Source organism: Streptomyces zinciresistens K42 (assembly GCF_000225525.1).
Classification (GTDB): domain Bacteria; phylum Actinomycetota; class Actinomycetes; order Streptomycetales; family Streptomycetaceae; genus Streptomyces; species Streptomyces zinciresistens.
This window is the reverse complement of the sequence record NZ_AGBF01000079.1, coordinates 1-20,267: the sequence shown is the minus strand read 5'-3', so window position 1 is coordinate 20,267 and position 20,267 is coordinate 1. Positions and strand designations below refer to the sequence as shown.

Sequence of the window (20,267 nt, the reverse complement as noted above, 5' to 3'; positions counted from 1 at the left end):
GGCGCCCGCTTGTGCACGCTTTCACGAGGGTCGGTTCCGGCCGGACGGCCGTTACTCCCAGCGGAAGAACGCACCGGCCAGTCCCAGTCCGAGGAGTGCCCAGCCGGCCAGGACGCCCAGGTCGCCCCAGGGCAGGCCGGCGCCGTGCTGGAGGACGTCCCGCAGGCCCCCGGAGAGCGCCGAGACGGGGAGCAGCCCGAGGACGTCCTGGACGGCGGGCGGGAACTTCTCCAGCGGCACGATCACCCCGCCGCCGACCAGCAGCAGCAGGAAGACGAGGTTGGCGGCGGCCAGGGTGGCCTCGGCCTTCAGGGTGCCCGCCATCAGCAGGCCGAGCCCGGAGAAGGCGGCCGTGCCCAGCAGGAGCAGCAGGACGACGGCGGCCGGACTGCCCTTCGGCGACCAGCCCAGCGCGAAGGCGATCGCCGTCAGCAGCAGGATCTGCAGGACCTCGGTCACCAGCACGGACAGCGTCTTCGCGGTCATCAGGCCCCAGCGGGGCAGCGGCGAGGACGCCAGCCGCTTCAGCACGCCGTACCGGCGTTCGAACCCGGTCGCGATGGCCTGCCCCGTGAACGCCGTCGACATCACGGCCAGCGCCAGGATGCCGGGGGCGAGGAAGTCGACGGCCGCGCCCGCGCCCGTGTCGACGATGTCCACCGAGCTGAAGAGCACCAGCAGCAGGGCGGGGATCACCACCGTCAGCAGCAGCTGCTCGCCGTTGCGCAGCAGCATCCTCGTCTCCAGCGCCGCCTGGGCCGCGATCATGCGGGGGAGCGGGGCGGCGCCCGGCTCCGGGGTGTAGGTCCCAGCGGTGGTCACGCGCGCAGCTCCTTGCCGGTCAGTTCGAGGAACACGTCCTCCAGGGTGTGCCGCTCCACCGAGATCCGGTCCGGCATCACGCCGTGCTGCGCGCACCAGGACGTCACCGTGGCGAGCAGTTGCGGGTCCACCTTGCCGGCGACCCGGTACGCGCCCGGCGTCAGCTCCGCCGCCGTGCAGTCCGCGGGCAGCGCCTTGAGCAGCGAGGCTACGTCCAGGCCGGGGCGGCCGGTGAACCGCAGGGTGTTCTCGGCGCCGCCGCGGCACAGCTCCTCGGGGGTGCCGTGGGCGATGACCCGGCCGGCGTCGATGATGGCGACGTCGTCGGCGAGCTGCTCGGCCTCGTCCATGGAGTGGGTGGTGAGGATCACGGAGACGCCGTCGGTGCGCAGGTCCCGCACCAGGTCCCAGGTGGCGCGGCGGGCCTGCGGGTCGAGGCCGGCGCTGGGCTCGTCGAGGAACACCAGCTCCGGGCGGCCGACGACGGCCATGGCGAGCGCGAGCCGCTGCTGCTGGCCGCCGGAGAGCCGGCGGTAGCCGGTGCGGCCGCAGGCGCCGAGGCCGAGCCGCTCGATCAGGGCGTCGACGTCCAGGGGGTGCGCGTGCAGCTTCGCGACATGGCGCAGCATCTCGTCGGCCCGCGCTCCCGAGTAGACCCCGCCGGACTGGAGCATGACGCCGATCCGGGGCCGCAGCGCGCGGGACTGCCGCACCGGGTCGAGGCCCAGGACGCGCACCGTGCCGGAGTCCGGCTTCCGGTAGCCCTCGCAGGTCTCCAGCGTGGTCGTCTTGCCCGCGCCGTTGGGTCCGAGTACGGCGGTGACGCCCGCGTGGGCCACCAGGTCGAGGCCGTCCACCGCGGTCTTGCCGCCGTACCGCTTCGCCAGGGCCTGGACCTGGAGCACGGGCTCAGTTCGCATGGCCCAAGAGTCTAGGTAAGGCCGCGGGTCCCCCGAACGGCCGGGTTCGCCTCCCCCGCGGGCCGCTCCCGCGGCGGCGGGTTCAGATCTCCTCCGCGCGCGGCCGGTGGATCTCCAGCCACCGCCGCGCGTAGTCCACGGCGTCGGCCAGCGGGAACAGCCGTGCCTCGGCGGCGCCCACCGTCCCGCGCCGCACCGGGCGGTCCCGTTCGAAGTCGTGGCCGAGCTCGTCGAAGCGCTCGGAGGTGAGGGACACCTCGGCGCGGACCTCCCATCCCGCGGGCCCCGGCCGCCCCAGCTCCACCAGCGGCGCGGGGATGCGGTACTCGGCCAGGTGGAAGCCGGTGCAGGTGTCGTAGCCGGTCCCGAGGAGCAGCACGCGCGCGTGCAGCTCCTCCAGCCGGGCCAGCGGGCTGCGCTCGCCGAGCCGGCAGTCGGGCGCGTGCCCCTCGACGACGCGCCCCGCGCGCGGGCCGATCGCGGCGAACGAGGTGTGCGGATGCGCGCTGCGCAGGGCGCCGGGCCAGGTCCGCACGGTCTCCGGGACGACGCCGACCCCGCGCGTGGGCGTGATCCGGGGGTCGTAGGCGGGCATGGCCGCCCGGATCGGCGCCCACCACTCCTCGGGCACCGCGGGACGGGTCCACAGCGCCGGGTCCGAGAGGTCCCCGGTATGGGCGGGCACCACGAGGGTGCCGTCCGGACCGAGTGCGTCGAGCAGTCCGCGGACGACCGCGACGGCGCCTCCGCAGACCCAGCCGATGGAGCTGAGCGAGGAGTGCACGAGCAGGGTCTCACCGGGGCGCACCCCGAGGTCGCGCACCTGCGCGGCGAGGGTGTCCCGGGTGACGAGAGGGCCGGTCGGAGGGGATGTCGACATGCCGGGGGAGTCTTCCCGAGTCCGCCTCGCGGCGCCATGGGGCTGATCGGTCAAACCCCGGTCGCATCCCGGTCGCATCCCGGTCAAGGCCCGATCGAGGCCCGGTCGACACCTGATCGGAGACCGGTCACCGCCGGGCCGAAGACCGCACGGAGATCATTCCCGCAGGTCAGCTTAGGTATGCCTAAGTGACGTAGGGCACCGTCGCGGCGGACGGACGCCGCTTGCCTGGCTCTGAAGAATTACGCAACAATGGCGTTGTGAAAAACGTCGGCGAGGCTCGGGAGACCCCCGCGGGGGCCCCTCAGGAAGAGTTCGCGACCGGGGAGCGCTCCACGCGCAACCGGATCGCGCGCTCCGTCCTGGACCACGGCCCCTCGACCGTCGCGGAGCTGGCCGGCCGGCTGGGCCTGACCCACGCCGCCGTCCGCCGGCACCTGGACGCGCTCGTCGCCGACGACGTCGTGGAGGCCCGCGAGCAGCGGGTGTACGGCACGCGCACGCGTGGACGCCCCGCCAAGGTCTTCGCGCTCACCGACTGCGGACGCGACGCCTTCGACCAGTCCTACGACAAGCTCGCCGCGGACGCCCTGAAGTGGATCGCCGAGCGCGAGGGCGGGAGCGAGGCGGTCGCCGCCTTCGCCCGCGCCCGGATCGCGTCGCAGGCACGCGCGTACCGCGAGGCCATGGAGGCCGCCGGTCCGGACCGCCGCACCGAGGCCCTCGCCAGGGCTCTCAGCGCGGACGGGTACGCTGCGACGGCGCGCAGCGCACCCCTCCCCCGCAAAGGCGAGCAGCTCTGCCAGCACCACTGCCCGGTGGCCCATGTGGCGGAGCAGTTCCCCCAGCTGTGCGAGGCGGAGACGGAGATCTTCGCCGACCTGCTCGGAACGCACGTCCAGCGGCTGGCCACCATCGCGCACGGCGACGGCGTCTGCACGACGTTCATCCCGAAGATTTCCCACACCACTGACAACGCATCTGCACGCACGGCCGGGAGGAACCCCGCATGACTCTCCCCACGGAGACTGCCCACCCCGAGCTCGAAGGGCTGGGCACGTACGAATACGGCTGGGCCGACTCCGACGAGGCCGGTGCCGCAGCGAAGCGCGGCCTGAACGAGGACGTCGTCCTCGACATCTCCGGCAAGAAGTCCGAGCCGGAGTGGATGACCAAGCTGCGCCTCAAGGGCCTCAGGCTCTTCGAGAAGAAGCCCATGCCGAACTGGGGCTCGGACCTGTCGGGCATCGACTTCGACAACATCAAGTACTTCGTGCGCTCCACGGAGAAGCAGGCGGCGTCCTGGGAGGAGCTGCCCGAGGACATCAAGAACACCTACGACAAGCTGGGCATCCCGGAGGCGGAGAAGCAGCGCCTGGTCGCCGGTGTCGCCGCCCAGTACGAGTCGGAGGTCGTCTACCACCAGATCCGCGAGGACCTGGAGGAGCAGGGCGTCATCTTCCTCGACACCGACACCGCCCTGAAGGAGCACCCCGAGCTCTTCAAGGAGTACTTCGGCACCGTCATCCCCGCCGGTGACAACAAGTTCGCCGCGCTCAACACGGCCGTGTGGTCCGGCGGCTCCTTCATCTACGTGCCGAAGGGCGTGCACGTGGAGATCCCGCTCCAGGCCTACTTCCGTATCAACACGGAGAACATGGGCCAGTTCGAGCGGACGCTGATCATCGTCGACGAGGACGCCTACGTCCACTACGTCGAGGGCTGCACCGCCCCGATCTACAAGTCGGACTCGCTGCACAGCGCCGTCGTCGAGATCATCGTCAAGAAGGGCGCCCGCTGCCGCTACACGACCATCCAGAACTGGTCGAACAACGTCTACAACCTGGTCACCAAGCGCGCCGTCGCCTACGAGGGCGCGACCATGGAGTGGATCGACGGCAACATCGGCTCCAAGGTGACGATGAAGTACCCGGCCGTCTACCTCATGGGCGAGCACGCCAAGGGCGAGACCCTGTCCATCGCCTTCGCGGGCGAGGGCCAGCACCAGGACGCCGGCTCCAAGATGGTCCACATGGCGCCGAACACCTCGTCCAACATCGTCTCCAAGTCGGTGGCCCGCGGCGGCGGCCGGACGTCCTACCGCGGTCTCGTCGAGATCGGTGAGGGCGCCGCCGGATCCAAGTCGAACGTGCTGTGCGACGCGCTGCTCGTCGACACCATCTCCCGCTCCGACACGTACCCCTACGTGGACGTCCGCGAGGACGACGTGTCCATGGGCCACGAGGCGACCGTCTCCAAGGTCTCCGAGGACCAGCTCTTCTACCTGATGAGCCGTGGTCTGAGCGAGTTCGAGGCGATGGCGATGATCGTGCGCGGCTTCGTCGAGCCCATCGCGAAGGAGCTGCCCATGGAGTACGCCCTTGAGCTCAACCGGCTGATCGAGCTGCAGATGGAAGGTTCGGTCGGATAAGGCCCCGGCCTCCGACGCAGCAGGCGGCCCGCTCCTCCGGGGCGGGCCGAGGATCGCAGACGCAGGAAAGAGAGCAGACCGACAGCCATGGCTGAGGCGCAAAACTCCCCCACCCCCAACTCCGCTCGGGCGGGGGGACCCCCACCCGTGGGCTCCACCACCGCGGGCCAGATCGCGGTGGCCGCCGAGTCGACCGTCGCCACGCGCATGAGCGCGCCCCCGTCCTTCGACGTGGCGGACTTCCCCGTCCCCCACGGCCGCGAGGAGGAGTGGCGGTTCACCCCGCTGGAGCGCCTGCGCGGGCTGCACGACGGCACCGCGACCGCCACCGGTGACGGCGTGCGGGTCGACGTCCAGGCCCCCGAGGGCGTCACCGTCGAGACCGTCGGCCGCGACGACGCCCGGATCGGCCGGGCGGGCACCCCGGTGGACCGCGTCGCCGCCCAGGCGTACTCCGCGTTCGAGAAGGCCGGTGTGATCACCGTCCCCAGGGAGACGGTCCTCACCGAGCCGGTCCGCATCGCCGTGCACGGCGAGGGCGGCACCGCCTTCGCCCACCAGGTCATCGAACTCGGCGCGTTCGCCGAGGCCGTCGTCGTCCTCGACCACACCGGTGACGCCGTGCTGGCCGCCAACGTCGACTACGTCCTCGGCGACGGCGCCAGGCTGACGGTCGTCTCCGTGCAGGACTGGGACGACAAGGCCGTGCACGTGGCCCAGCACAACGCGCTCGTCGGCCGCGACGCCTCCTTCAAGTCGGTCGTCGTCACCTTCGGCGGCGACGTCGTACGGCTGCACCCGCGCGTCACCTACGCGGGTCCCGGCGGCGAGGCGGAGCTGTTCGGCCTGTACTTCACCGACGCGGGCCAGCACCAGGAGCACCGCCTCCTGGTCGACCACAACACCCCGCACTGCAGGTCGAACGTCGTCTACAAGGGCGCGCTCCAGGGCGAGCAGGCGCACGCCGTGTGGATCGGCGACGTGCTGATCGAGGCCAGGGCCGAGGGCACCGAGACCTACGAGATGAACCGCAACCTGGTGCTGACCGACGGCGCCCGGGTCGACTCCGTGCCGAACCTGGAGATCGAGACCGGCGAGATCGTCGGCGCCGGGCACGCGAGCACCACCGGCCGCTTCGACGACGAGCAGCTCTTCTACCTGATGGCCCGCGGCATCCCGCGGCACGAGGCCCGCCGCCTCGTCGTGCGCGGCTTCTTCGCCGAGCTGGTCCAGCAGATCGGCGTCGCGGACATCGAGGAGCGCCTGATCGCCAGGATCGAACAGGAGCTGGAGGCGTCGGTCGCATGACCACCTTCGTACGCGCGTGCGCACTGAGCGAGCTGGAGGAGGGCACCCCGATGCGGGTGGAACTCGACGGCACGCCGGTGTCCCTCGTGCACACCGAGGGCGAGGTCTTCGCGATCTTCGACATCTGCTCGCACGCGAACGTCTCGCTCTCCGAGGGCGAGGTCGAGGACTGCCAGATCGAGTGCTGGCTGCACGGCTCCTCGTTCGACCTGCGCACCGGCAAGCCGTCCGGCCTGCCCGCGACGCGCCCCGTTCCCGTATACCCCGTAAAGATCGAAGGGGGCAGCGTCCTTGTCGACGTAAGCGCCTCCCTCACCCAGGAGTCCTGAGGCACCCATGGCAACGCTTGAAATCCGAGACCTGCACGTCACCGTCGAGGCCGACAACGCCACGAAGGAGATCCTCAAGGGCGTCGACCTCACCGTGAAGCAGGGCGAGACGCACGCCATCATGGGCCCCAACGGCTCGGGCAAGTCGACCCTCGCCTACTCCCTCGCGGGTCACCCGAAGTACACGATCACCTCGGGCACCGTCACCCTCGACGGCGAGGACGTCCTGGAGATGTCCGTCGACGAGCGCGCCCGCGCGGGCCTGTTCCTCGCGATGCAGTACCCGGTCGAGGTCTCCGGCGTCTCCGTGTCCAACTTCCTGCGGACCTCCGCCACCGCCGTCCGCGGCGAGGCCCCCAAGCTGCGCACCTGGGTCAAGGAGGTCAAGGAGGCCATGGAGCGCCTCAACATGGACCCCTCCTTCGCCGAGCGCAACGTCAACGAGGGCTTCTCCGGCGGTGAGAAGAAGCGTCACGAGATCCTTCAGCTGGAGCTGCTCCGGCCGAAGGTCGCCATCCTCGACGAGACCGACTCCGGTCTGGACGTCGACGCCCTGCGCGTCGTCTCCGAGGGCGTGAACCGGGTCCGCGAGACCGGCGAGGTCGGCACCCTGCTGATCACGCACTACACGCGCATCCTGCGCTACATCAAGCCCGACCACGTCCACGTCTTCGCGGCCGGCCGTATCGCCGAGTCCGGTGGCCCCGAGCTCGCCGACAAGCTGGAGGCCGAGGGCTACGAGGCGTACACGAAGGGTGGCGCATCCGCGTGACACAGCTGCCGGGCCTCCTCGACACCGAGGCGCTGCGCAAGGACTTCCCCATCCTGGACCGCGTCGTCCACGACGGCAGGAAGCTCGTGTACCTGGACAACGCGGCGACCTCCCAGACGCCGCGCCAGGTGCTCGACGTGCTCTCCGAGTACTACGAGCAGCACAACGCCAACGTCCACCGTGGCGTGCACGTCCTCGCCGAGGAGGCCACGGCGCTGTACGAGGGCGCGCGGGACAAGGTCGCGGAGTTCATCAACGCGCCCAGCCGCGACGAGGTGATCTTCACGAAGAACGCCTCGGAGTCGCTCAACCTCGTGGCGAACATGCTCGGCTGGGCCGACGAGCCCTACCGGGTGGACGCCGACACCGAGATCGTCATCACCGAGATGGAGCACCACTCCAACATCGTGCCGTGGCAGCTGCTCGCGCAGCGCACGGGCGCGAAGCTGAAGTGGTTCGGCCTCACCGACGACGGCCGCCTCGACCTGTCCGACATCGACCGGGTCATCACGGAGAAGACGAAGATCGTCTCCTTCGTGCTGGTGTCGAACATCCTGGGCACCCACAACCCGGTCGAGGCCATCGTCCGCCGAGCCCAGGAGGTCGGCGCGCTGGTCTGCATCGACGCCTCGCAGGCGGCGCCCCACATGCCGCTGGACGTGCAGTCGCTCCAGGCGGACTTCGTGGCCTTCACCGGCCACAAGATGTGCGGCCCGACCGGCATCGGCGTGCTCTGGGGCCGCCAGGAGCTGCTGGAGGACCTGCCTCCGTTCCTCGGCGGCGGCGAGATGATCGAGACGGTGTCGATGCACTCGTCGACGTACGCCCCCGCCCCGCACAAGTTCGAGGCGGGCACGCCCCCGATCTCGCAGGCCATCGGCCTGGGCGCGGCGATCGACTACCTCAGCGCCATCGGCATGGACAAGATCCACGCCCATGAGCAGGCCCTGACCGAGTACGCCGTGAAGCGGCTGACGGAGGTCCCGGACCTCAGGATCATCGGCCCGACCACGGCCGAGGACCGGGCCGCCGCGATCTCCTTCACGCTCGGCGACATCCACCCGCACGACGTGGGCCAGGTCCTCGACGAGCTGGGCATCGCGGTCCGGGTCGGCCACCACTGCGCCCGGCCGGTCTGCCTGCGCTACGGAATTCCTGCGACGACGCGAGCGTCGTTCTATCTGTACTCCACGCCGGCCGAGATCGACGCTCTGGTGGACGGCCTGGAGCACGTACGGAACTTCTTCGGCTGACGGGACGGGACGAGCGATCGCATGAAGCTGGATTCGATGTACCAGGAAGTCATTCTGGACCACTACAAGCACCCGCACGGGCGGGGCCTCCGGGATGGCGACGCCGAGGTGCACCACGTGAACCCGACGTGCGGCGACGAGATCACCCTCCGAGTGAAGTACGACGGCACGACGATCAGGGACGTCTCCTACGAGGGCCAGGGCTGTTCCATCAGCCAGGCCAGCGCGTCCGTGCTGAACGACCTGCTGGTCGGCAAGGACCTCTCCGACGCGCGGAAGATCCAGGAGACCTTCCTGGAGCTGATGCAGTCGAAGGGGAAGATCGAGCCCGACGACGCCATGGAGGAGGTCCTGGAGGACGCGGTCGCGTTCGCCGGGGTCTCCAAGTACCCGGCCCGGGTCAAGTGCGCCCTCCTCAGCTGGATGGCGTGGAAGGACGCGACGGCCCAGGCCATGGGCGGAGCCGAAGCCGAAAGGAAGACGGCATGACTGACACCGTGGAGATGAAGCCGGCCTCGGAGGAGGAACTCCGGGAGGCCCTGATGGACGTCGTCGACCCCGAACTGGGCATCGACGTCGTCAACCTCGGCCTGATCTACGGCATCCACGTCGACGACTCGAACGTGGCGACGATCGACATGACCCTCACCTCGGCGGCCTGCCCGCTGACGGACGTCATCGAGGACCAGGCCAAGTCCGCGACGGACGGCCTGGTCAACGAGCTGCGCATCAACTGGGTCTGGATGCCGCCGTGGGGTCCGGACAAGATCACGGACGACGGCCGCGAGCAGCTCAGGGCGCTCGGCTTCAACGTCTGAGACCGTCCGCGTCCCGCTGACGGACACACCTGTGGCCCCCGGCTCCCGCGCCGGGGGCCACAGGTGTGTCCGGCCTGTTCCCGGCGGGACGGCACGTTCCCGGCCGGACGGCACGATTGCGGTGCTCGGCCGTCCGGTGCGGGGTGCGTCCGTCCCGCAGGTGTGGTCGGTCCGCAGGTGTGGTCGGGCCGGTGACAAAGGCGAGTGCCTGCCGTCAACCGCCTTGTCCGGCACGGAGACCGCCCCGCCGCCGTGCGCAACCTCCGGGCGGGCTCGGTGACTTGACGGGGCGGGTGGCCACGGGAGGGGCGATACCGGCCCGTATCGCCCCCGGGGCAGGGCATCATGACCCGGAGATCACGCCTCGGCCCGCGACGACAGGAGCCCCCCGATCATGAACAAGCGCATCCCCCGTGCCCCGCGCCGGACTTCGGCGGTCGTGGCCCTGTGCGGTGCGCTCGCCCTGTCCGCCGGCGGCTGCACGGCGGCGGACGGCGGCGGGGACGGCGAGGGCCGGTCGGCGCCCCGCCCCGCGAAGGTGCGCCTCCCCGAACCGGGGGCCGCCTTCGACTACCAGATCGGCGGCCCCTACAAGCCGCCGGCCGGTGTCCGCGCGCTCGCCCGGGACCGGTCCGCAGAGCCCGTGCCGGGCCTGTACAACATCTGCTACGTCAACGCCTTCCAGGCCCAGCCCGAGACCGAGGACTGGTGGCGCGCGCGCTACCCCGACCTGCTGCTCCGGGACGGGAAGGGCAAGCTGGTCGTCGACCGGAACTGGGACGAGGTCCTCCTCGACATCTCCACCCCTGCCAAGCGCGAGCGCCTCGCCGGCGTCGTGGGCACGTGGATCGACGGCTGCGCCAAGGACGGGTTCCAGGCGGTCGAGGCCGACAACCTCGACTCCGACGAGCGGTCCGGGGGACGGCTGACCGCCGACGACAACGCGGCGTTCGCCAAGCTGATCGCCGCCCGCGCCCATGCCGCCGGACTCGCCATCGGCCAGAAGAACGCCGCCGCACTGACCGGGCGGCGCGGCGAGATCGGCTTCGACTTCGCCATCAGCGAGGAGTGCGGGCAGTACGACGAGTGCGGTGTCTACGCCGACGCCTACGACGGCCGGGTCTTCGACATCGAGTACCGCCGGGACGGCCTCGACGCCGCCTGCGCGGGCTGGGGCAGGCGGATCTCGGTGGTCCTGCGGGACCTGGACGTCGTACCCGCCGGGGAGTCCGGGTACCGCCGCCGCACCTGCTGAGGCGCGCAGGGGCGGCCCGCCCGCTGCTGTGTACGGGCGTACGCAACGTTGTGTACTCTTGTACGCATGGGATACCTGCTGCTCGCCGGAGCGATCGCGGCCGAGGTGGCCGCCACCACCGCGATGAAGTACAGCGACGGATTCAGCAGACCGCTGCCCTCGACGCTGACCGCCCTCGGCTACCTCGTCTCCTTCGCCCTGCTCGCCCAGACGCTGAAGACCGTCTCGGTCGGCTCGGCCTACGCGATCTGGGCCGGGGTGGGCACCGCGGCCATCGCCACCATCGGCGTCGTGTTCCTGGGGGAGGGCATGACCCTCACCAAGGCCGCCGGGATCGCCCTGATCATCGTCGGGGTCGTCGTCCTCAACCTGGGAGGCGCGCACTGATGGCCCGGCGCCACGACCCCGAGCGGCGTCAGCGCATCATCGACGCGGCGATCCGGGTGGCGGGGGAGAAGGGCATCGCCGGACTGAGCCACCGCACCGTCGCCGCCGAGGCGGACGTGCCGCTCGGCTCGACGACGTACCACTTCAGGACCCTGGACGACCTGCTGGTCGCGGCCCTGCGCCAGGCCAACGAGGGCTTCGCCAAGGTCATCGCCTCGCGCGGCGGCCTGGAGGACCCGCACGCCGACCTCGCCGTGGAACTCGCCGCCTGGATCGGCGAGTGGCTCGCCGGCGACCGCACCGGGGTGGAACTGGAGTACGAGCTCTATCTCGCCGCGCTGCGCCGCCCGGCCCTGCGCCCGGTCGCCGCCGAGTGGGCCGACGACCTCGCCGTGCTGCTGACCCGCCACACCGACGCGGTCACGGCACGGGCACTGGTGGCCCTGCTCGACGGCATCTGCCTCCAGGTGCTCCTGACGGAGACCCCCTACGACGAGGAGTACGCGCGGGACGTCCTGCGCAGGGTGCTCCCCTGAGCCCGGCCCGCGCAGACGCCGCCCGCCGGCCGGTCCGCCGCCCCGGACGGCCCGCACCCCGAGACGCCGCCGACGCCGGTTGGCCCGTGCGGGTCCCCGCCGGTTAGGTTGCCCTCATGACCGACACGACTGCTCCCCGCACCACCGGCGCCGTGGCCGCCGGCCTCGCCACGATCGCCGCCGACGGCACCGTTCTCGACACCTGGTTCCCCGCGCCCGCACTCGTCGCCGAGCCGGGTCCCTCCGGCAGCGAGCGGCTCTCCGCCGAGCGGGCCGCGGAACTGCTCGGCGAGGGCGCCGCGAAGGCCGTCGGACCCGACGCCCGCCGCGGCGTCGAGGTCGTCGCGGTCCGCACGGTCATCGCCTCGGTCGACGAGAAGCCGATCGACGCGCACGACGTCTACCTGCGCCTGCACCTGCTCTCGCACCGCCTGGTCAAGCCGCACGGCGTGAACCTGGAAGGCCAGTTCGGCTTCCTCGCCAACGTCGCCTGGACCTCCCTCGGCCCCGTCGCCGTCGACGACGTCGAGAAGGTCCGGCTCAACGCCCGCGCCGAGGGCCTGCACCTCCAGGTCACCTCGATCGACAAGTTCCCGCGCCTGACGGACTACGTGGCGCCCAAGGGCGTCCGGATCGCCGACGCCGACCGCGTCCGGCTCGGCGCGCACCTCGCCGAGGGCACCACGGTCATGCACGAGGGCTTCGTGAACTTCAACGCCGGCACGCTCGGCACGTCCATGGTCGAGGGCCGTATCTCCGCCGGCGTCGTCGTCGGCGACGGCTCCGACATCGGCGGCGGCGCCTCCACGATGGGCACCCTGTCCGGCGGCGGCAATGTGATCATCTCCATCGGTGAGCGCTGCCTGGTCGGCGCCGAGGCGGGCGTCGGCATCGCGCTCGGCGACGAGTGCGTCGTCGAGGCGGGCCTCTACGTGACCGCCGGCACCCGGGTCACCATGCCCGACGGCCAGATCGTCAAGGCCCGCGAACTCTCCGGCGCCTCGAACATCCTCTTCCGCCGCAACTCGGTCACCGGCACGGTCGAGGCTCGCCCGAACAACGCGGTGTGGGGCGGCCTGAACGAGATCCTGCACAGCCACAACTGACGTACGCGGCGCACGCCCCGGCCGCTCGCGGCCGGTGGCCGTCCGTCGTTCCCGAGCGCCCTTCCGCGGCCCGAACAGGGCCCGGGAGGGCGCTCTCTGCATGCCGGGCCCCGGCCGGCGCGCCGCGTGGCCGGTTGTCGCCGTCCCGTGGTTCCCGTACGGGTTACCCGGCGTGACCTTCCGACGGTCCGGGCCGATGAACGGGTGGACGCAGTGTCCGATCACACGGCGAAACGACGAGATGAGGGGCGAGAACGATGGCGGGAATCAGCAGGAGGGGCCGGGCCGGGGTGCGGGCGGTGCTCGGAGGGGTGACCGTGGGGGTCGTCTGCTGGTCGGCGGCGGGTACGGCCGTCGCCGACGAGACCAACCACGCCTCGCACAACGGCCCCCGTGTCGGGCTGGTCAACATGGGACAGGTGGACGACCCGGCGGAGGATGTGCTGGAGCACTTCCTGCTGCTGGGGGACGGGTACCGCTGGGACTGAGCGGCGCTCGCCCGGCGCCCGCCCGGGATCGCGCGGGGCGCGGCGGCACGGCGGCGGCGTCCCGCACGCGTCACGGGGGGTGGGAGAGCCGGGCGCCGGGCCGGCTCCGGGGATCAGAAGGTGACGAGGGACGCCGAAGTCCAGGACGGCTTCCGGTCCGCGGCGCGCGGCTGCTCGCCTGGGCCGGCGACCGACGACCGACGACCGGCGACCGGCGACCTGCGACCGGCGACCGGCGCCTGATCGCCTGGGAACGGGCGACCGGCCTGGACGGGCCCTACCGCCCCCGGCTCGTGCCGGTCACGCCCGGCAGCGACAGGTCGTACCGCTGAGCGGGGTCCGGGAGCAGGGCGACCCCGGCGAGCGGCAGAGCCGGGAACCCGTCCGCACCCACAGGTGATCAGCCCGCGGTGAGCGCCTCGCAGGCTGCCAGCAGCCTGTCGGCCGCCTCCGGGCCGGCGGGTCGCAGCGGGGCGCGGACCGGTCCCGCGGGCAGGCCCCGTCCGTGCAGGACGGCCTTGGCCGTGACCGCGCCGGGCAGGCCGGCCGCCATCATCAACTCGATCAGTGGCGTGGCCTGTTGCTGGAGCCGCGCCGCTGCGGCGGTGTGCCCGCCGTCGAACGCGTCCAGCACGGACCGCAGATGACGGGGAATCACATTGGAGACGGTGCTGACATAGCCCGCGCCGCCCACCGCGTACAGGGCGAGGTTGTGCTCGTCGCAGCCCGCGTAGTAGGCGAGCCCGGTGGCGCCGATGACCCTCTGGGCGCCCAGGAAGTCGTGGGAGCAGTCCTTCACCGCGACGATCCTCGGGTGTCCGGCCAGCCGGATCACCGTCTCCGGTGCGACACGGGTGCCGGTGCGGCCGGGGATGTCGTACAGGACGACCGGCAGCCCGGTCGCGTCGGCCACCTCACGGAAGTGCGCCTCGACCGCGTCCTGCGGGGGCCTGCTGTAGTACGGCGCGACCACCAACAGGCCGTCGGCGCCCGCCTTTTCGGCGGTCCGGGCCAGTTCGACGGTGTGCCGGGTGTCGGCGGTGCCCACGCCCGCGACGATCGACGCCCGCTGACCCACGGCCTCCCGGACGGCCCTGACCAGCTCCTCCTTCTCCGCGTCCGTGGTCGTCGGGGACTCACCTGTCGTCCCCGAGAGCACCAGGCCGTCGCAGCCCTCGCTCACCAGCCGGTCGGCCAGTGCCTGCGCACCGTCCCGGTCGAGCGCACCCGCCTGCGTGAAGGGGGTGACCATGGCGCACAGGGCACGCCCGAACGGGGCGGCGGAAGGGGCTTCGGGAGTCGTCATACCGGTAGTCTCGGCACCGGAACCGCGTAGCTCCACTTAATTCTCCTACGACGTATTCGTAAGCGATGCTGTGCGGTGGGGGTGGGAGTGGGGGTGGGGGTGGGGGCGGCGGGGCGTCTCCGACGTCCGCGGATGAACTCGGCGCCGGGGCACCGGCGTTGCCGCGCGCCGCGACGGGCCTGCGGAAGGGATAGCGGGGGCGGGGCCGGGTACCCGAAGTGTTCCGAACCGAGAGGAGGCGGGACACGGTGACCGGGACCACGGCGCCCAGGCCGGCGCACCAGGAGCGGCAATCGGTGGGTGAACTCGTCGGGCAGGCGGGCGAGCAGCTCTCCCGACTCGTACGACTCGAAGTCGGTCTCGCCACGGCTGAACTGGCCGAGAAGGGCCGGCGGGCCGGCCGGGGCGGCGGCCTGCTCGGCGCGGCGGGCGCGGTCGCCTACGCCGGGGTGCTGTTCCTCGCCGGGACGGCCACCGCCGCGCTCTCGCTGACCCTGCCCGTGTGGGCCGCCGCGCTGATCGTGACCGCGGTGCTGTTCGCCGCCGCGGGCGTGCTGGCCGCGGCCGGCCGCGCGCAGTTGCGCGACGCCGCGCCTCCCACGCCCGCGGAAGCGCTCGGCAGCGTGCGGACGGACGTCGAGGAGATCAAGGAAAGGGCACACCGATGACGGAGAGACGGGCGGGGGAGAGGACAGGGGACGAGGGGGACGGGGCGCGCGGTTCCGCCACGGGCTCCGGCCGGGGCTCCGCGAAGTCCGCGAGTGCGGGCGGCGGCAAGGCGGGGCGGGCGAAGGCCGGTTCACCCGGGGCCGATGCCTCCGACGCCGGTTCCTCCGGTGCCGGGTCGTCCAGCACCGGGTCGTCCAGCACCCGTTCGGCGAAGGCCGGTTCGGGCAAGGCCGGTTCGGCGAAGGCCGGTTCCTCTCGGGCCGGGGCGGGGGCGGCCCGTGCGGCATCGGCGAAGACCGGTGCGGGAGCGTCGGGTTCGCGCACCGCCAAGAGCACCACCGCACGCTCCTCCCGCTCCACCGCGGCGAAGGCGGGCACGGGCAAGGCGGCCACGGGCAAGGGAGCGACCACGGGCAAGGCGGTCACGGGCAAGAGCGTCCCGGCGTCGGCGAAGAAGACCGCCAGGACGGCGAAGTCGGCCAAGCCCGCCACGTCCGCGCGGACCGCCCGGCGGACAGCGGCGGGCGGGACGGCGAAGGCGGCGAGCGCCGCCGCGAAGGCGGCCGGCACCGCGTCGGCGAAGGCGAGGGCCACGAGCGCCGCCGGGCGGAAGACCGCCGCGGCCGAGCGGGCCGCCGCGAAGGCCGCCGAGGACGGGGCCGCCACCGCGAACGCGGCCATGCCGAAGAAGACGGACTCCACGAAAGGTGAGGCAATGGGCAGGACGGCGGCCGGGAAGACGACCGGTGGGGCCGAGGGACCCGAGGCGCTGCGCGACCAGATCCAGCGGACGCGTGGGCAACTCGGTGACACCGTGGCCGAGTTGGCGAGCAAGGCGGATGTGAAGGGCCGTGCCGTGGCCCGCGCCGCCGACCTCAGGGACAAGGCGGGCGCGATGACCGTCCAGCTGCGCAGCAGCGCCGCGCACGCGACCCACGTCGTGCAGGACAAGGCGGCCCGCGCCGGGCACGCGGTGCGGGAGCGGGCGGGCGAGACCGGTCACACCGTCCAGGACAAGGCGACGCAGGCCGTCGGGGAGGGGCCGCGCCCCGTCCGTACGGCCGTGCGGGCCGCGCGGCGCAACCCCCGGCCGGTCCTGGTCGTGGGGGCGGCCCTCGGCGCGCTGGTGGCGGCCGGGGCGATACGGCGGCGCAACAGCCGCTGACACGGCGTCGGAACGCGGTCCCGGCGCGCGCGTGCGGACGGGAGCGCGCGGCCCGAGGAGACGAGGGCGGCGGGACCAGGCGGGGCGCGGCCGACGCGGTGAAGACACAGGCGTCGGCCCCGCCCCGCCTCACGCGCGCGGGACGGGCCGGCTGGACCACGGGCTCAGCCGGCCCCGGGCGGTGCCCCGGTCAGGGACGGAACCGCAGAACCTGCGGGTCGTGGTCGCTCATCTGGTCGTTGAACTCGGCGTTGATGTGCACGCTGTCGTACTCGAAGTCGCACGAACGCCGGATCGACGGGCTGATCAGGATCTGGTCCAGGGTCTGGGTGTTGCCCTGGAACACGTACGAGTAACGATCGCCCTCGGGCAGCGACTTGATCGCCGACCACAGGGCGCCGCCGGCCTCCATCCGCCGGACGGTCTCGGAGAACTCGAAGTCGTTGTAGTCGCCGACGCTGACGACGTCGGCGTTCTTCTGGACCGCCAGGATCTCCTTGACGAAGGTGTTGAGGGCGGTCGCCTGGAGGACGCGCTGGGTCTCCGAACTGCGGGTCGGCGGCTGGAACTGCGAGTGCAGCGCCTGGTCGCCGCCCTTGGAGGCGAAGTGGTTGCCGATCACGAAGACCGTGCGGCCCCGGAAGACGAACTCGCCGACCAGCGGCTTGCGGCTGTTGTTCCAGGCTGCGTTGGCCGGGTCGACGCGGCCCGGGGAGACCGTCAGCGCGGCCTTGCCCCTGACCTTCGTCACGCCGACGGGGGTCGTGGCGTCGCCGCCCGCGCGGTCGGTGAAGGACACCCGCTCCGGGTTGAACAGGAACGCCTGGCGGATGTTGCCGCCGGGCTCACCGCCGTCGGCGAGGTCCACCGGGTCGATCGAGCGCCACGCGTAGGCCGGGCCGCCCGCCGCGACGATGGCGTCCGTGAGCTTCTTCAGCGTCTGCCCGGCGGAGACCGTACCGTCGTTGGTGGCGCCGTTGTCGTCCTGGATCTCCTCCAGGGACACGACGTCGGGGGAGTTGAGGTTGTCCACGATCGCGGCGGCGTGCTGCGCGAAGGTGTTGTCGGACGGGTCGAGGTTCTTGACGTTGTAGGTCGCCACCGCGAGTTCGCCGCCGCGCTGCTTGCGCGTCGTCTCCCGCTTCAGGCCACCGCTCTTGAGCGTGCCGAGCTCGCTCGCGACCAGGGTGTAGCCGCCGAACTGGTTGTAGTCCAGCGGGCCGGTGGTGGTGCCGGTGAGGGTGTCGCCGACGTTGGCGACCGGGAACTGCGCACCCGGGCCCAGGGACTGGATCTGGAGGCGGCCGGTGTTCTGGGCCTCGTAGGAGCTGTAGACGGCGCCGCCGCGCCGGTTGCGGTTCTCCCGCGGCTTGACGGTGACCCACAGCCCGTAGTAGGCGTCGGTCGCGCCCACCACGCGCGTGTCCGCGACCTGGACGTTCATGCCCTCCAGGGACTCGTAGTAGTCCAGGGCGTAGGTGTCGGGACGCAGCGTCAGGCCGTTGATCGAGCCGCCCGCGGCCGGGTCGCCCGCCGGGGTGTAGCGGCGCGGCACCGCGTCCTCGTCGATCACGGTGGCCGCGGGGACGGCGTTGCCGCTGGAGACGACGGTGACGGTCGCACGGGTGATCTCGGTCAGCGCCTGGTTGCCGGAGGCGGCGCCGCCCGGCACGAACTCCGTGACGGTCCCGGTGACCAGCACCGAGTCGCCGGCGGTGACCTTCGGGGCGGAGCCGGTGAAGACGAAGACGCCCTCGCTGGTGGCCGGGTCGGCGTCGGGGCTGGGGTCCTGCACCCAGAAGCCCTTGGAGGAGCCGTAGGCGCGCACCCCGGTGACGATCCCGGGCACGTCCGTGACCTGCTGGCCGGCGTACGGGGACATCCGCGTGGTGCCCTGGACGTCGTGGATGCGCACGGCCTCGGCGTGGGCGGGCGAGGTGAGGACGACGGTGGACGCCATGGAGCAGACGGCGGCGACGGTGAGCGCGCCGAGGCGCGCGGACTTCTTGCTCGGCAAGGGTTCCCTCCGGGGACGTGTGTGGGGCGCCGGGACGAGGGTGGAGCATGGGACGTGTGAGGTGCGGCCGGGAGGCCGCAACGCGCGTAGAAAGTCCGGTGAACAGATGTCCGTCAAGCTTCTACGCGCGTAATCTCGTGCCTGGTCACGCCACTTGTCAAGGTTTCGGCCATGTACACCGGCCGACAGGGAGATGAACCGGGCGGCATGGGTGGAAATCCGTCTAGGCTGAGCAGTTGAGCCGTGACGCGTACGGCCACGCAAGCGCCCTAGGAGAACCAGCCGATGTCAGACAGCTCCTCCCTGCCGCCGGTACGGCTGCACCCCGAAGCGGAGCTGGCGCGGGACGCGCTGTCCACGCCGTTGCTCTCCCGTGCCGCACGGCTGGCCCGCTGGGCCGGGCCCGACACCCGCGTCGACGCCGGGGGTGAACTCGTCGAGGAGCAACTCCCGCCCGCCGCCGAGCTGTTGGGGCTGAGCGGGGACGACGCCGCCGCGCACACCGCCGCGGCCTGGCGGGCGGCCCTGGACGCCGGGCTGGTCGAGATCGTCGACGAGCGGACCGGGACCGTCACCGCCGGCGCTGATCTGGCGCTGCTGAGCGGCGGTTCGCCGCAGGACGTGCTCGCGGTGTGGCTCGCGGCGCTGGAGACGACGCTCGCCGACGCGAGCGTGCCCGACCTCGACGACCTGGTCGACGCGATGGACGCCGGGGGCGAGATCGACTTCTCCTCGCTGGACTGGGACCCCGAGGCCGAGGCGGAGTTCCTCGACGGTGTGCTCGGCAACCTGTACCTGCTCACGGTCGGCGACGACGGCCCCGGCGGCGCACCGCTGCCGCTGCCCGCGCTCGCCGCGTCGGTGATCGTGCCCGGCGACATGGACGAACCCACCAACGACGTGCTGGAGCAGGTGTCCGACGCCATGATGCGGCTGGACGACCAGTTCCGGCTGCTGGAGCCGGTCGGGCTGGTGGAGTACCAGCCGGTCGACGAGGCGCTGATGGGGGACGCCGACGGCGCCGAGGAGCCCGCCGGCCTCGACGAGACCGACGTCACGCGCTACGGCATGGTGCGGCTGACCCCGCTCGGCCTGTACGGGCTGCGGGCCCGGCTGCTGGAGGCCGGCTTCGACGCGCCCGCGGTCGGGGACCTCGCCGACAAGGGCGCCGACGCGCTGCTCGACGGCACGTCCACGTTCCCGCAGGCCGCCGCCCGCGCCGAGACCGCGCTGTGGCTGGACCGGCGGGAATCCCTCGCCGCCGCACGGGAGTTGCTCGCCGCGGCGCGCGGCGCGGACCAGGGGGCACCGCTGCGCAGGCTGCGCTGCCAGCAGGCGCTGTCCCTGGTGGGCGCCGAGGCCGAGCCCGCCCTGCGGGAGGTCCTCGGCGACCCGGAACTGGGCGGCCTGGCCCGGGTGTGGCTGACCGAGGCCGGGTTCTCCGACGTGCCCGCCCCCTCCCAGGACCTGATCTTCTGGCTGACCGTCGACACCCTCGCCGCCCAGCTGTCGGCCGAGGGCAACTCCGACGAACTCCAGGCGCTGGTCGAGGGACTGGCCGCGCAGCACGCCGGGTTCTTCGCGGCGGCGTGGCGCGTGGAGCACCCGGCCACCGCCGACGTGCTGGAGGCGATGGGGCGGCTGCACCCCGACAAGAAGGTCGCCAAGGAAGCACGCAAGGCGGCGTTCAAGGCGCGCTCGCAGCACGGCGGTTGAACCGGCCGCGCGTGCGGGGCGCCCTCCGCGGCGCGGGCCCCGGACCGGGCGGGCCGGGGCGCCCCGCCTCCGGGGCGCCCGCGACGGCG

Annotated in this window: 22 protein-coding genes; 16 read left to right on the top strand and 6 right to left on the bottom strand. The window is 72.4% G+C overall.

Annotated elements, in window-relative coordinates; genetic code table 11:
- Nucleotides 1-51: 51 nt before the first annotated feature.
- From SZN_RS20930 to SZN_RS20920, 3 genes are all read right to left on the bottom strand, one after another.
- Nucleotides 52-768, bottom strand: coding sequence for an ABC transporter permease (locus SZN_RS20930; RefSeq protein WP_050815101.1), 717 nt, complete (start codon nucleotides 766-768; stop codon nucleotides 52-54).
- A gap of 50 nt (nucleotides 769-818) precedes the next feature.
- On the bottom strand, nucleotides 819-1,742 hold the full coding sequence (locus SZN_RS20925; RefSeq protein ID WP_043732119.1) for an ABC transporter ATP-binding protein: 924 nt from the start codon (nucleotides 1,740-1,742) through the stop codon (nucleotides 819-821).
- A gap of 82 nt (nucleotides 1,743-1,824) precedes the next feature.
- Nucleotides 1,825-2,622, bottom strand: a complete 798-nt coding sequence (locus SZN_RS20920) for an AAC(3) family N-acetyltransferase (protein ID WP_007498286.1) — start codon at nucleotides 2,620-2,622, stop codon at nucleotides 1,825-1,827.
- A gap of 260 nt (nucleotides 2,623-2,882) precedes the next feature.
- Here SZN_RS20920 and SZN_RS20915 point away from each other — a divergent pair, with 260 nt between their 5' ends.
- From SZN_RS20915 to SZN_RS20855, 13 genes are all read left to right on the top strand, one after another.
- The gene (locus SZN_RS20915; protein ID WP_007498284.1) at nucleotides 2,883-3,635 is read left to right on the top strand and encodes a helix-turn-helix transcriptional regulator; all 753 of its coding nucleotides are present in this window, start codon (nucleotides 2,883-2,885) and stop codon (nucleotides 3,633-3,635) included.
- The gene (gene sufB / locus SZN_RS20910; RefSeq protein WP_007498282.1) at nucleotides 3,632-5,053 is read left to right on the top strand and encodes a Fe-S cluster assembly protein SufB; all 1,422 of its coding nucleotides are present in this window, start codon (nucleotides 3,632-3,634) and stop codon (nucleotides 5,051-5,053) included. Before SZN_RS20915 ends, sufB begins: the two co-directional genes overlap by 4 nt.
- Before the next feature lie 87 nt (nucleotides 5,054-5,140).
- A complete protein-coding gene (sufD, locus tag SZN_RS20905) occupies nucleotides 5,141-6,361 on the top strand; it encodes a Fe-S cluster assembly protein SufD (RefSeq protein WP_078508776.1) in 1,221 nt (406 codons plus the stop codon).
- Nucleotides 6,358-6,690, top strand: coding sequence for a bifunctional 3-phenylpropionate/cinnamic acid dioxygenase ferredoxin subunit (locus tag SZN_RS20900; protein ID WP_007498275.1), 333 nt, complete (start codon nucleotides 6,358-6,360; stop codon nucleotides 6,688-6,690). Before sufD ends, SZN_RS20900 begins: the two co-directional genes overlap by 4 nt.
- A gap of 7 nt (nucleotides 6,691-6,697) precedes the next feature.
- On the top strand, nucleotides 6,698-7,462 hold the full coding sequence (gene sufC, locus SZN_RS20895) for a Fe-S cluster assembly ATPase SufC (protein WP_007498273.1): 765 nt from the start codon (nucleotides 6,698-6,700) through the stop codon (nucleotides 7,460-7,462).
- Nucleotides 7,459-8,715, top strand: a complete 1,257-nt coding sequence (locus tag SZN_RS20890; protein ID WP_007498271.1) for a cysteine desulfurase — start codon at nucleotides 7,459-7,461, stop codon at nucleotides 8,713-8,715. The genes sufC and SZN_RS20890 overlap by 4 nt, the downstream gene beginning before the upstream one ends.
- A 21-nt stretch (nucleotides 8,716-8,736) precedes the next feature.
- Nucleotides 8,737-9,204, top strand: a complete 468-nt coding sequence (gene sufU / locus SZN_RS20885; protein WP_007498269.1) for a Fe-S cluster assembly sulfur transfer protein SufU — start codon at nucleotides 8,737-8,739, stop codon at nucleotides 9,202-9,204.
- Nucleotides 9,201-9,533: a metal-sulfur cluster assembly factor gene (locus SZN_RS20880; protein ID WP_007498267.1), complete on the top strand. Its 333-nt coding sequence runs from the start codon at nucleotides 9,201-9,203 to the stop codon at nucleotides 9,531-9,533. The genes sufU and SZN_RS20880 overlap by 4 nt, the downstream gene beginning before the upstream one ends.
- A 394-nt stretch (nucleotides 9,534-9,927) precedes the next feature.
- Nucleotides 9,928-10,788 (top strand): endo alpha-1,4 polygalactosaminidase, encoded by an 861-nt coding sequence (locus tag SZN_RS20875; protein WP_007498265.1) that lies wholly within the window; start codon nucleotides 9,928-9,930, stop codon nucleotides 10,786-10,788.
- Nucleotides 10,789-10,854: 66 nt separating this feature from the next.
- The gene (locus SZN_RS20870) at nucleotides 10,855-11,175 is read left to right on the top strand and encodes a DMT family transporter (protein WP_007498263.1); all 321 of its coding nucleotides are present in this window, start codon (nucleotides 10,855-10,857) and stop codon (nucleotides 11,173-11,175) included.
- Entirely contained in the window at nucleotides 11,175-11,711 is a 537-nt protein-coding gene (locus tag SZN_RS20865; protein WP_007498261.1) for a TetR/AcrR family transcriptional regulator, read from the top strand. The genes SZN_RS20870 and SZN_RS20865 overlap by 1 nt, the downstream gene beginning before the upstream one ends.
- 116 nt (nucleotides 11,712-11,827) lie before the next feature.
- Nucleotides 11,828-12,817 carry a 2,3,4,5-tetrahydropyridine-2,6-dicarboxylate N-succinyltransferase gene (gene dapD / locus SZN_RS20860; RefSeq protein WP_007498259.1) on the top strand — a complete coding sequence of 330 codons (990 nt, stop codon included), beginning with the start codon at nucleotides 11,828-11,830 and terminating at the stop codon, nucleotides 12,815-12,817.
- 257 nt (nucleotides 12,818-13,074) lie between these two features.
- Nucleotides 13,075-13,305, top strand: a complete 231-nt coding sequence (locus SZN_RS20855; RefSeq protein ID WP_043732112.1) for a hypothetical protein — start codon at nucleotides 13,075-13,077, stop codon at nucleotides 13,303-13,305.
- Nucleotides 13,306-13,705: 400 nt separating this feature from the next.
- On the opposite strand, the gene dapA is transcribed toward SZN_RS20855, so the two are convergent.
- Complete coding sequence (gene dapA, locus SZN_RS20850) at nucleotides 13,706-14,611, bottom strand: 4-hydroxy-tetrahydrodipicolinate synthase (protein ID WP_007498253.1); 906 nt, start codon at nucleotides 14,609-14,611, stop codon at nucleotides 13,706-13,708.
- Nucleotides 14,612-14,859: 248 nt separating this feature from the next.
- On the opposite strand from dapA, the gene SZN_RS20845 reads away from it, so the two are divergent.
- Nucleotides 14,860-15,279: a phage holin family protein gene (locus SZN_RS20845; protein ID WP_043732109.1), complete on the top strand. Its 420-nt coding sequence runs from the start codon at nucleotides 14,860-14,862 to the stop codon at nucleotides 15,277-15,279.
- On the opposite strand, the gene SZN_RS20840 is transcribed toward SZN_RS20845, so the two are convergent.
- Nucleotides 15,257-15,982 carry a hypothetical protein gene (locus SZN_RS20840; protein WP_007498245.1) on the bottom strand — a complete coding sequence of 242 codons (726 nt, stop codon included), beginning with the start codon at nucleotides 15,980-15,982 and terminating at the stop codon, nucleotides 15,257-15,259. The genes SZN_RS20845 and SZN_RS20840 overlap by 23 nt on opposite strands.
- A 13-nt stretch (nucleotides 15,983-15,995) precedes the next feature.
- Here SZN_RS20840 and SZN_RS20835 point away from each other — a divergent pair, with 13 nt between their 5' ends.
- Nucleotides 15,996-16,445, top strand: a complete 450-nt coding sequence (locus SZN_RS20835) for a DUF3618 domain-containing protein (RefSeq protein ID WP_007498244.1) — start codon at nucleotides 15,996-15,998, stop codon at nucleotides 16,443-16,445.
- Nucleotides 16,446-16,635: 190 nt separating this feature from the next.
- Here SZN_RS20835 and SZN_RS20830 read toward each other — a convergent pair whose 3' ends face one another.
- Nucleotides 16,636-18,462: an endonuclease/exonuclease/phosphatase family protein gene (locus SZN_RS20830; protein WP_007498243.1), complete on the bottom strand. Its 1,827-nt coding sequence runs from the start codon at nucleotides 18,460-18,462 to the stop codon at nucleotides 16,636-16,638.
- Nucleotides 18,463-18,747: 285 nt separating this feature from the next.
- Between SZN_RS20830 and SZN_RS20825 the strand changes: the two genes are divergently transcribed.
- On the top strand, nucleotides 18,748-20,178 hold the full coding sequence (locus SZN_RS20825) for a hypothetical protein (protein WP_007498242.1): 1,431 nt from the start codon (nucleotides 18,748-18,750) through the stop codon (nucleotides 20,176-20,178).
- Nucleotides 20,179-20,267: the final 89 nt, after the last annotated feature.

What these genes read in the sequence shown, in the direction of transcription:
- sufB (WP_007498282.1), top strand. Translation starts at nt 3,632, where the DNA reads ATGACTCTCCCCACGGAGACTGCCCACCCCGAGCTCGAAGGGCTGGGC.
- dapA (WP_007498253.1), bottom strand. Translation starts at nt 14,611, where the DNA reads ATGACGACTCCCGAAGCCCCTTCCGCCGCCCCGTTCGGGCGTGCCCTG.
- SZN_RS20925 (WP_043732119.1), bottom strand. Translation starts at nt 1,742, where the DNA reads ATGCGAACTGAGCCCGTGCTCCAGGTCCAGGCCCTGGCGAAGCGGTAC.
- SZN_RS20880 (WP_007498267.1), top strand. Translation starts at nt 9,201, where the DNA reads ATGACTGACACCGTGGAGATGAAGCCGGCCTCGGAGGAGGAACTCCGG.
- dapD (WP_007498259.1), top strand. Translation starts at nt 11,828, where the DNA reads ATGACCGACACGACTGCTCCCCGCACCACCGGCGCCGTGGCCGCCGGC.
- sufC (WP_007498273.1), top strand. Translation starts at nt 6,698, where the DNA reads ATGGCAACGCTTGAAATCCGAGACCTGCACGTCACCGTCGAGGCCGAC.
- SZN_RS20930 (WP_050815101.1), bottom strand. Translation starts at nt 768, where the DNA reads ATGATCGCGGCCCAGGCGGCGCTGGAGACGAGGATGCTGCTGCGCAAC.
- SZN_RS20865 (WP_007498261.1), top strand. Translation starts at nt 11,175, where the DNA reads ATGGCCCGGCGCCACGACCCCGAGCGGCGTCAGCGCATCATCGACGCG.
- SZN_RS20920 (WP_007498286.1), bottom strand. Translation starts at nt 2,622, where the DNA reads ATGTCGACATCCCCTCCGACCGGCCCTCTCGTCACCCGGGACACCCTC.
- sufD (WP_078508776.1), top strand. Translation starts at nt 5,141, where the DNA reads ATGGCTGAGGCGCAAAACTCCCCCACCCCCAACTCCGCTCGGGCGGGG.
- SZN_RS20835 (WP_007498244.1), top strand. Translation starts at nt 15,996, where the DNA reads ATGGGCAGGACGGCGGCCGGGAAGACGACCGGTGGGGCCGAGGGACCC.
- SZN_RS20855 (WP_043732112.1), top strand. Translation starts at nt 13,075, where the DNA reads ATGGCGGGAATCAGCAGGAGGGGCCGGGCCGGGGTGCGGGCGGTGCTC.
- sufU (WP_007498269.1), top strand. Translation starts at nt 8,737, where the DNA reads ATGAAGCTGGATTCGATGTACCAGGAAGTCATTCTGGACCACTACAAG.
- SZN_RS20900 (WP_007498275.1), top strand. Translation starts at nt 6,358, where the DNA reads ATGACCACCTTCGTACGCGCGTGCGCACTGAGCGAGCTGGAGGAGGGC.
- SZN_RS20870 (WP_007498263.1), top strand. Translation starts at nt 10,855, where the DNA reads ATGGGATACCTGCTGCTCGCCGGAGCGATCGCGGCCGAGGTGGCCGCC.
- SZN_RS20825 (WP_007498242.1), top strand. Translation starts at nt 18,748, where the DNA reads ATGTCAGACAGCTCCTCCCTGCCGCCGGTACGGCTGCACCCCGAAGCG.
- SZN_RS20875 (WP_007498265.1), top strand. Translation starts at nt 9,928, where the DNA reads ATGAACAAGCGCATCCCCCGTGCCCCGCGCCGGACTTCGGCGGTCGTG.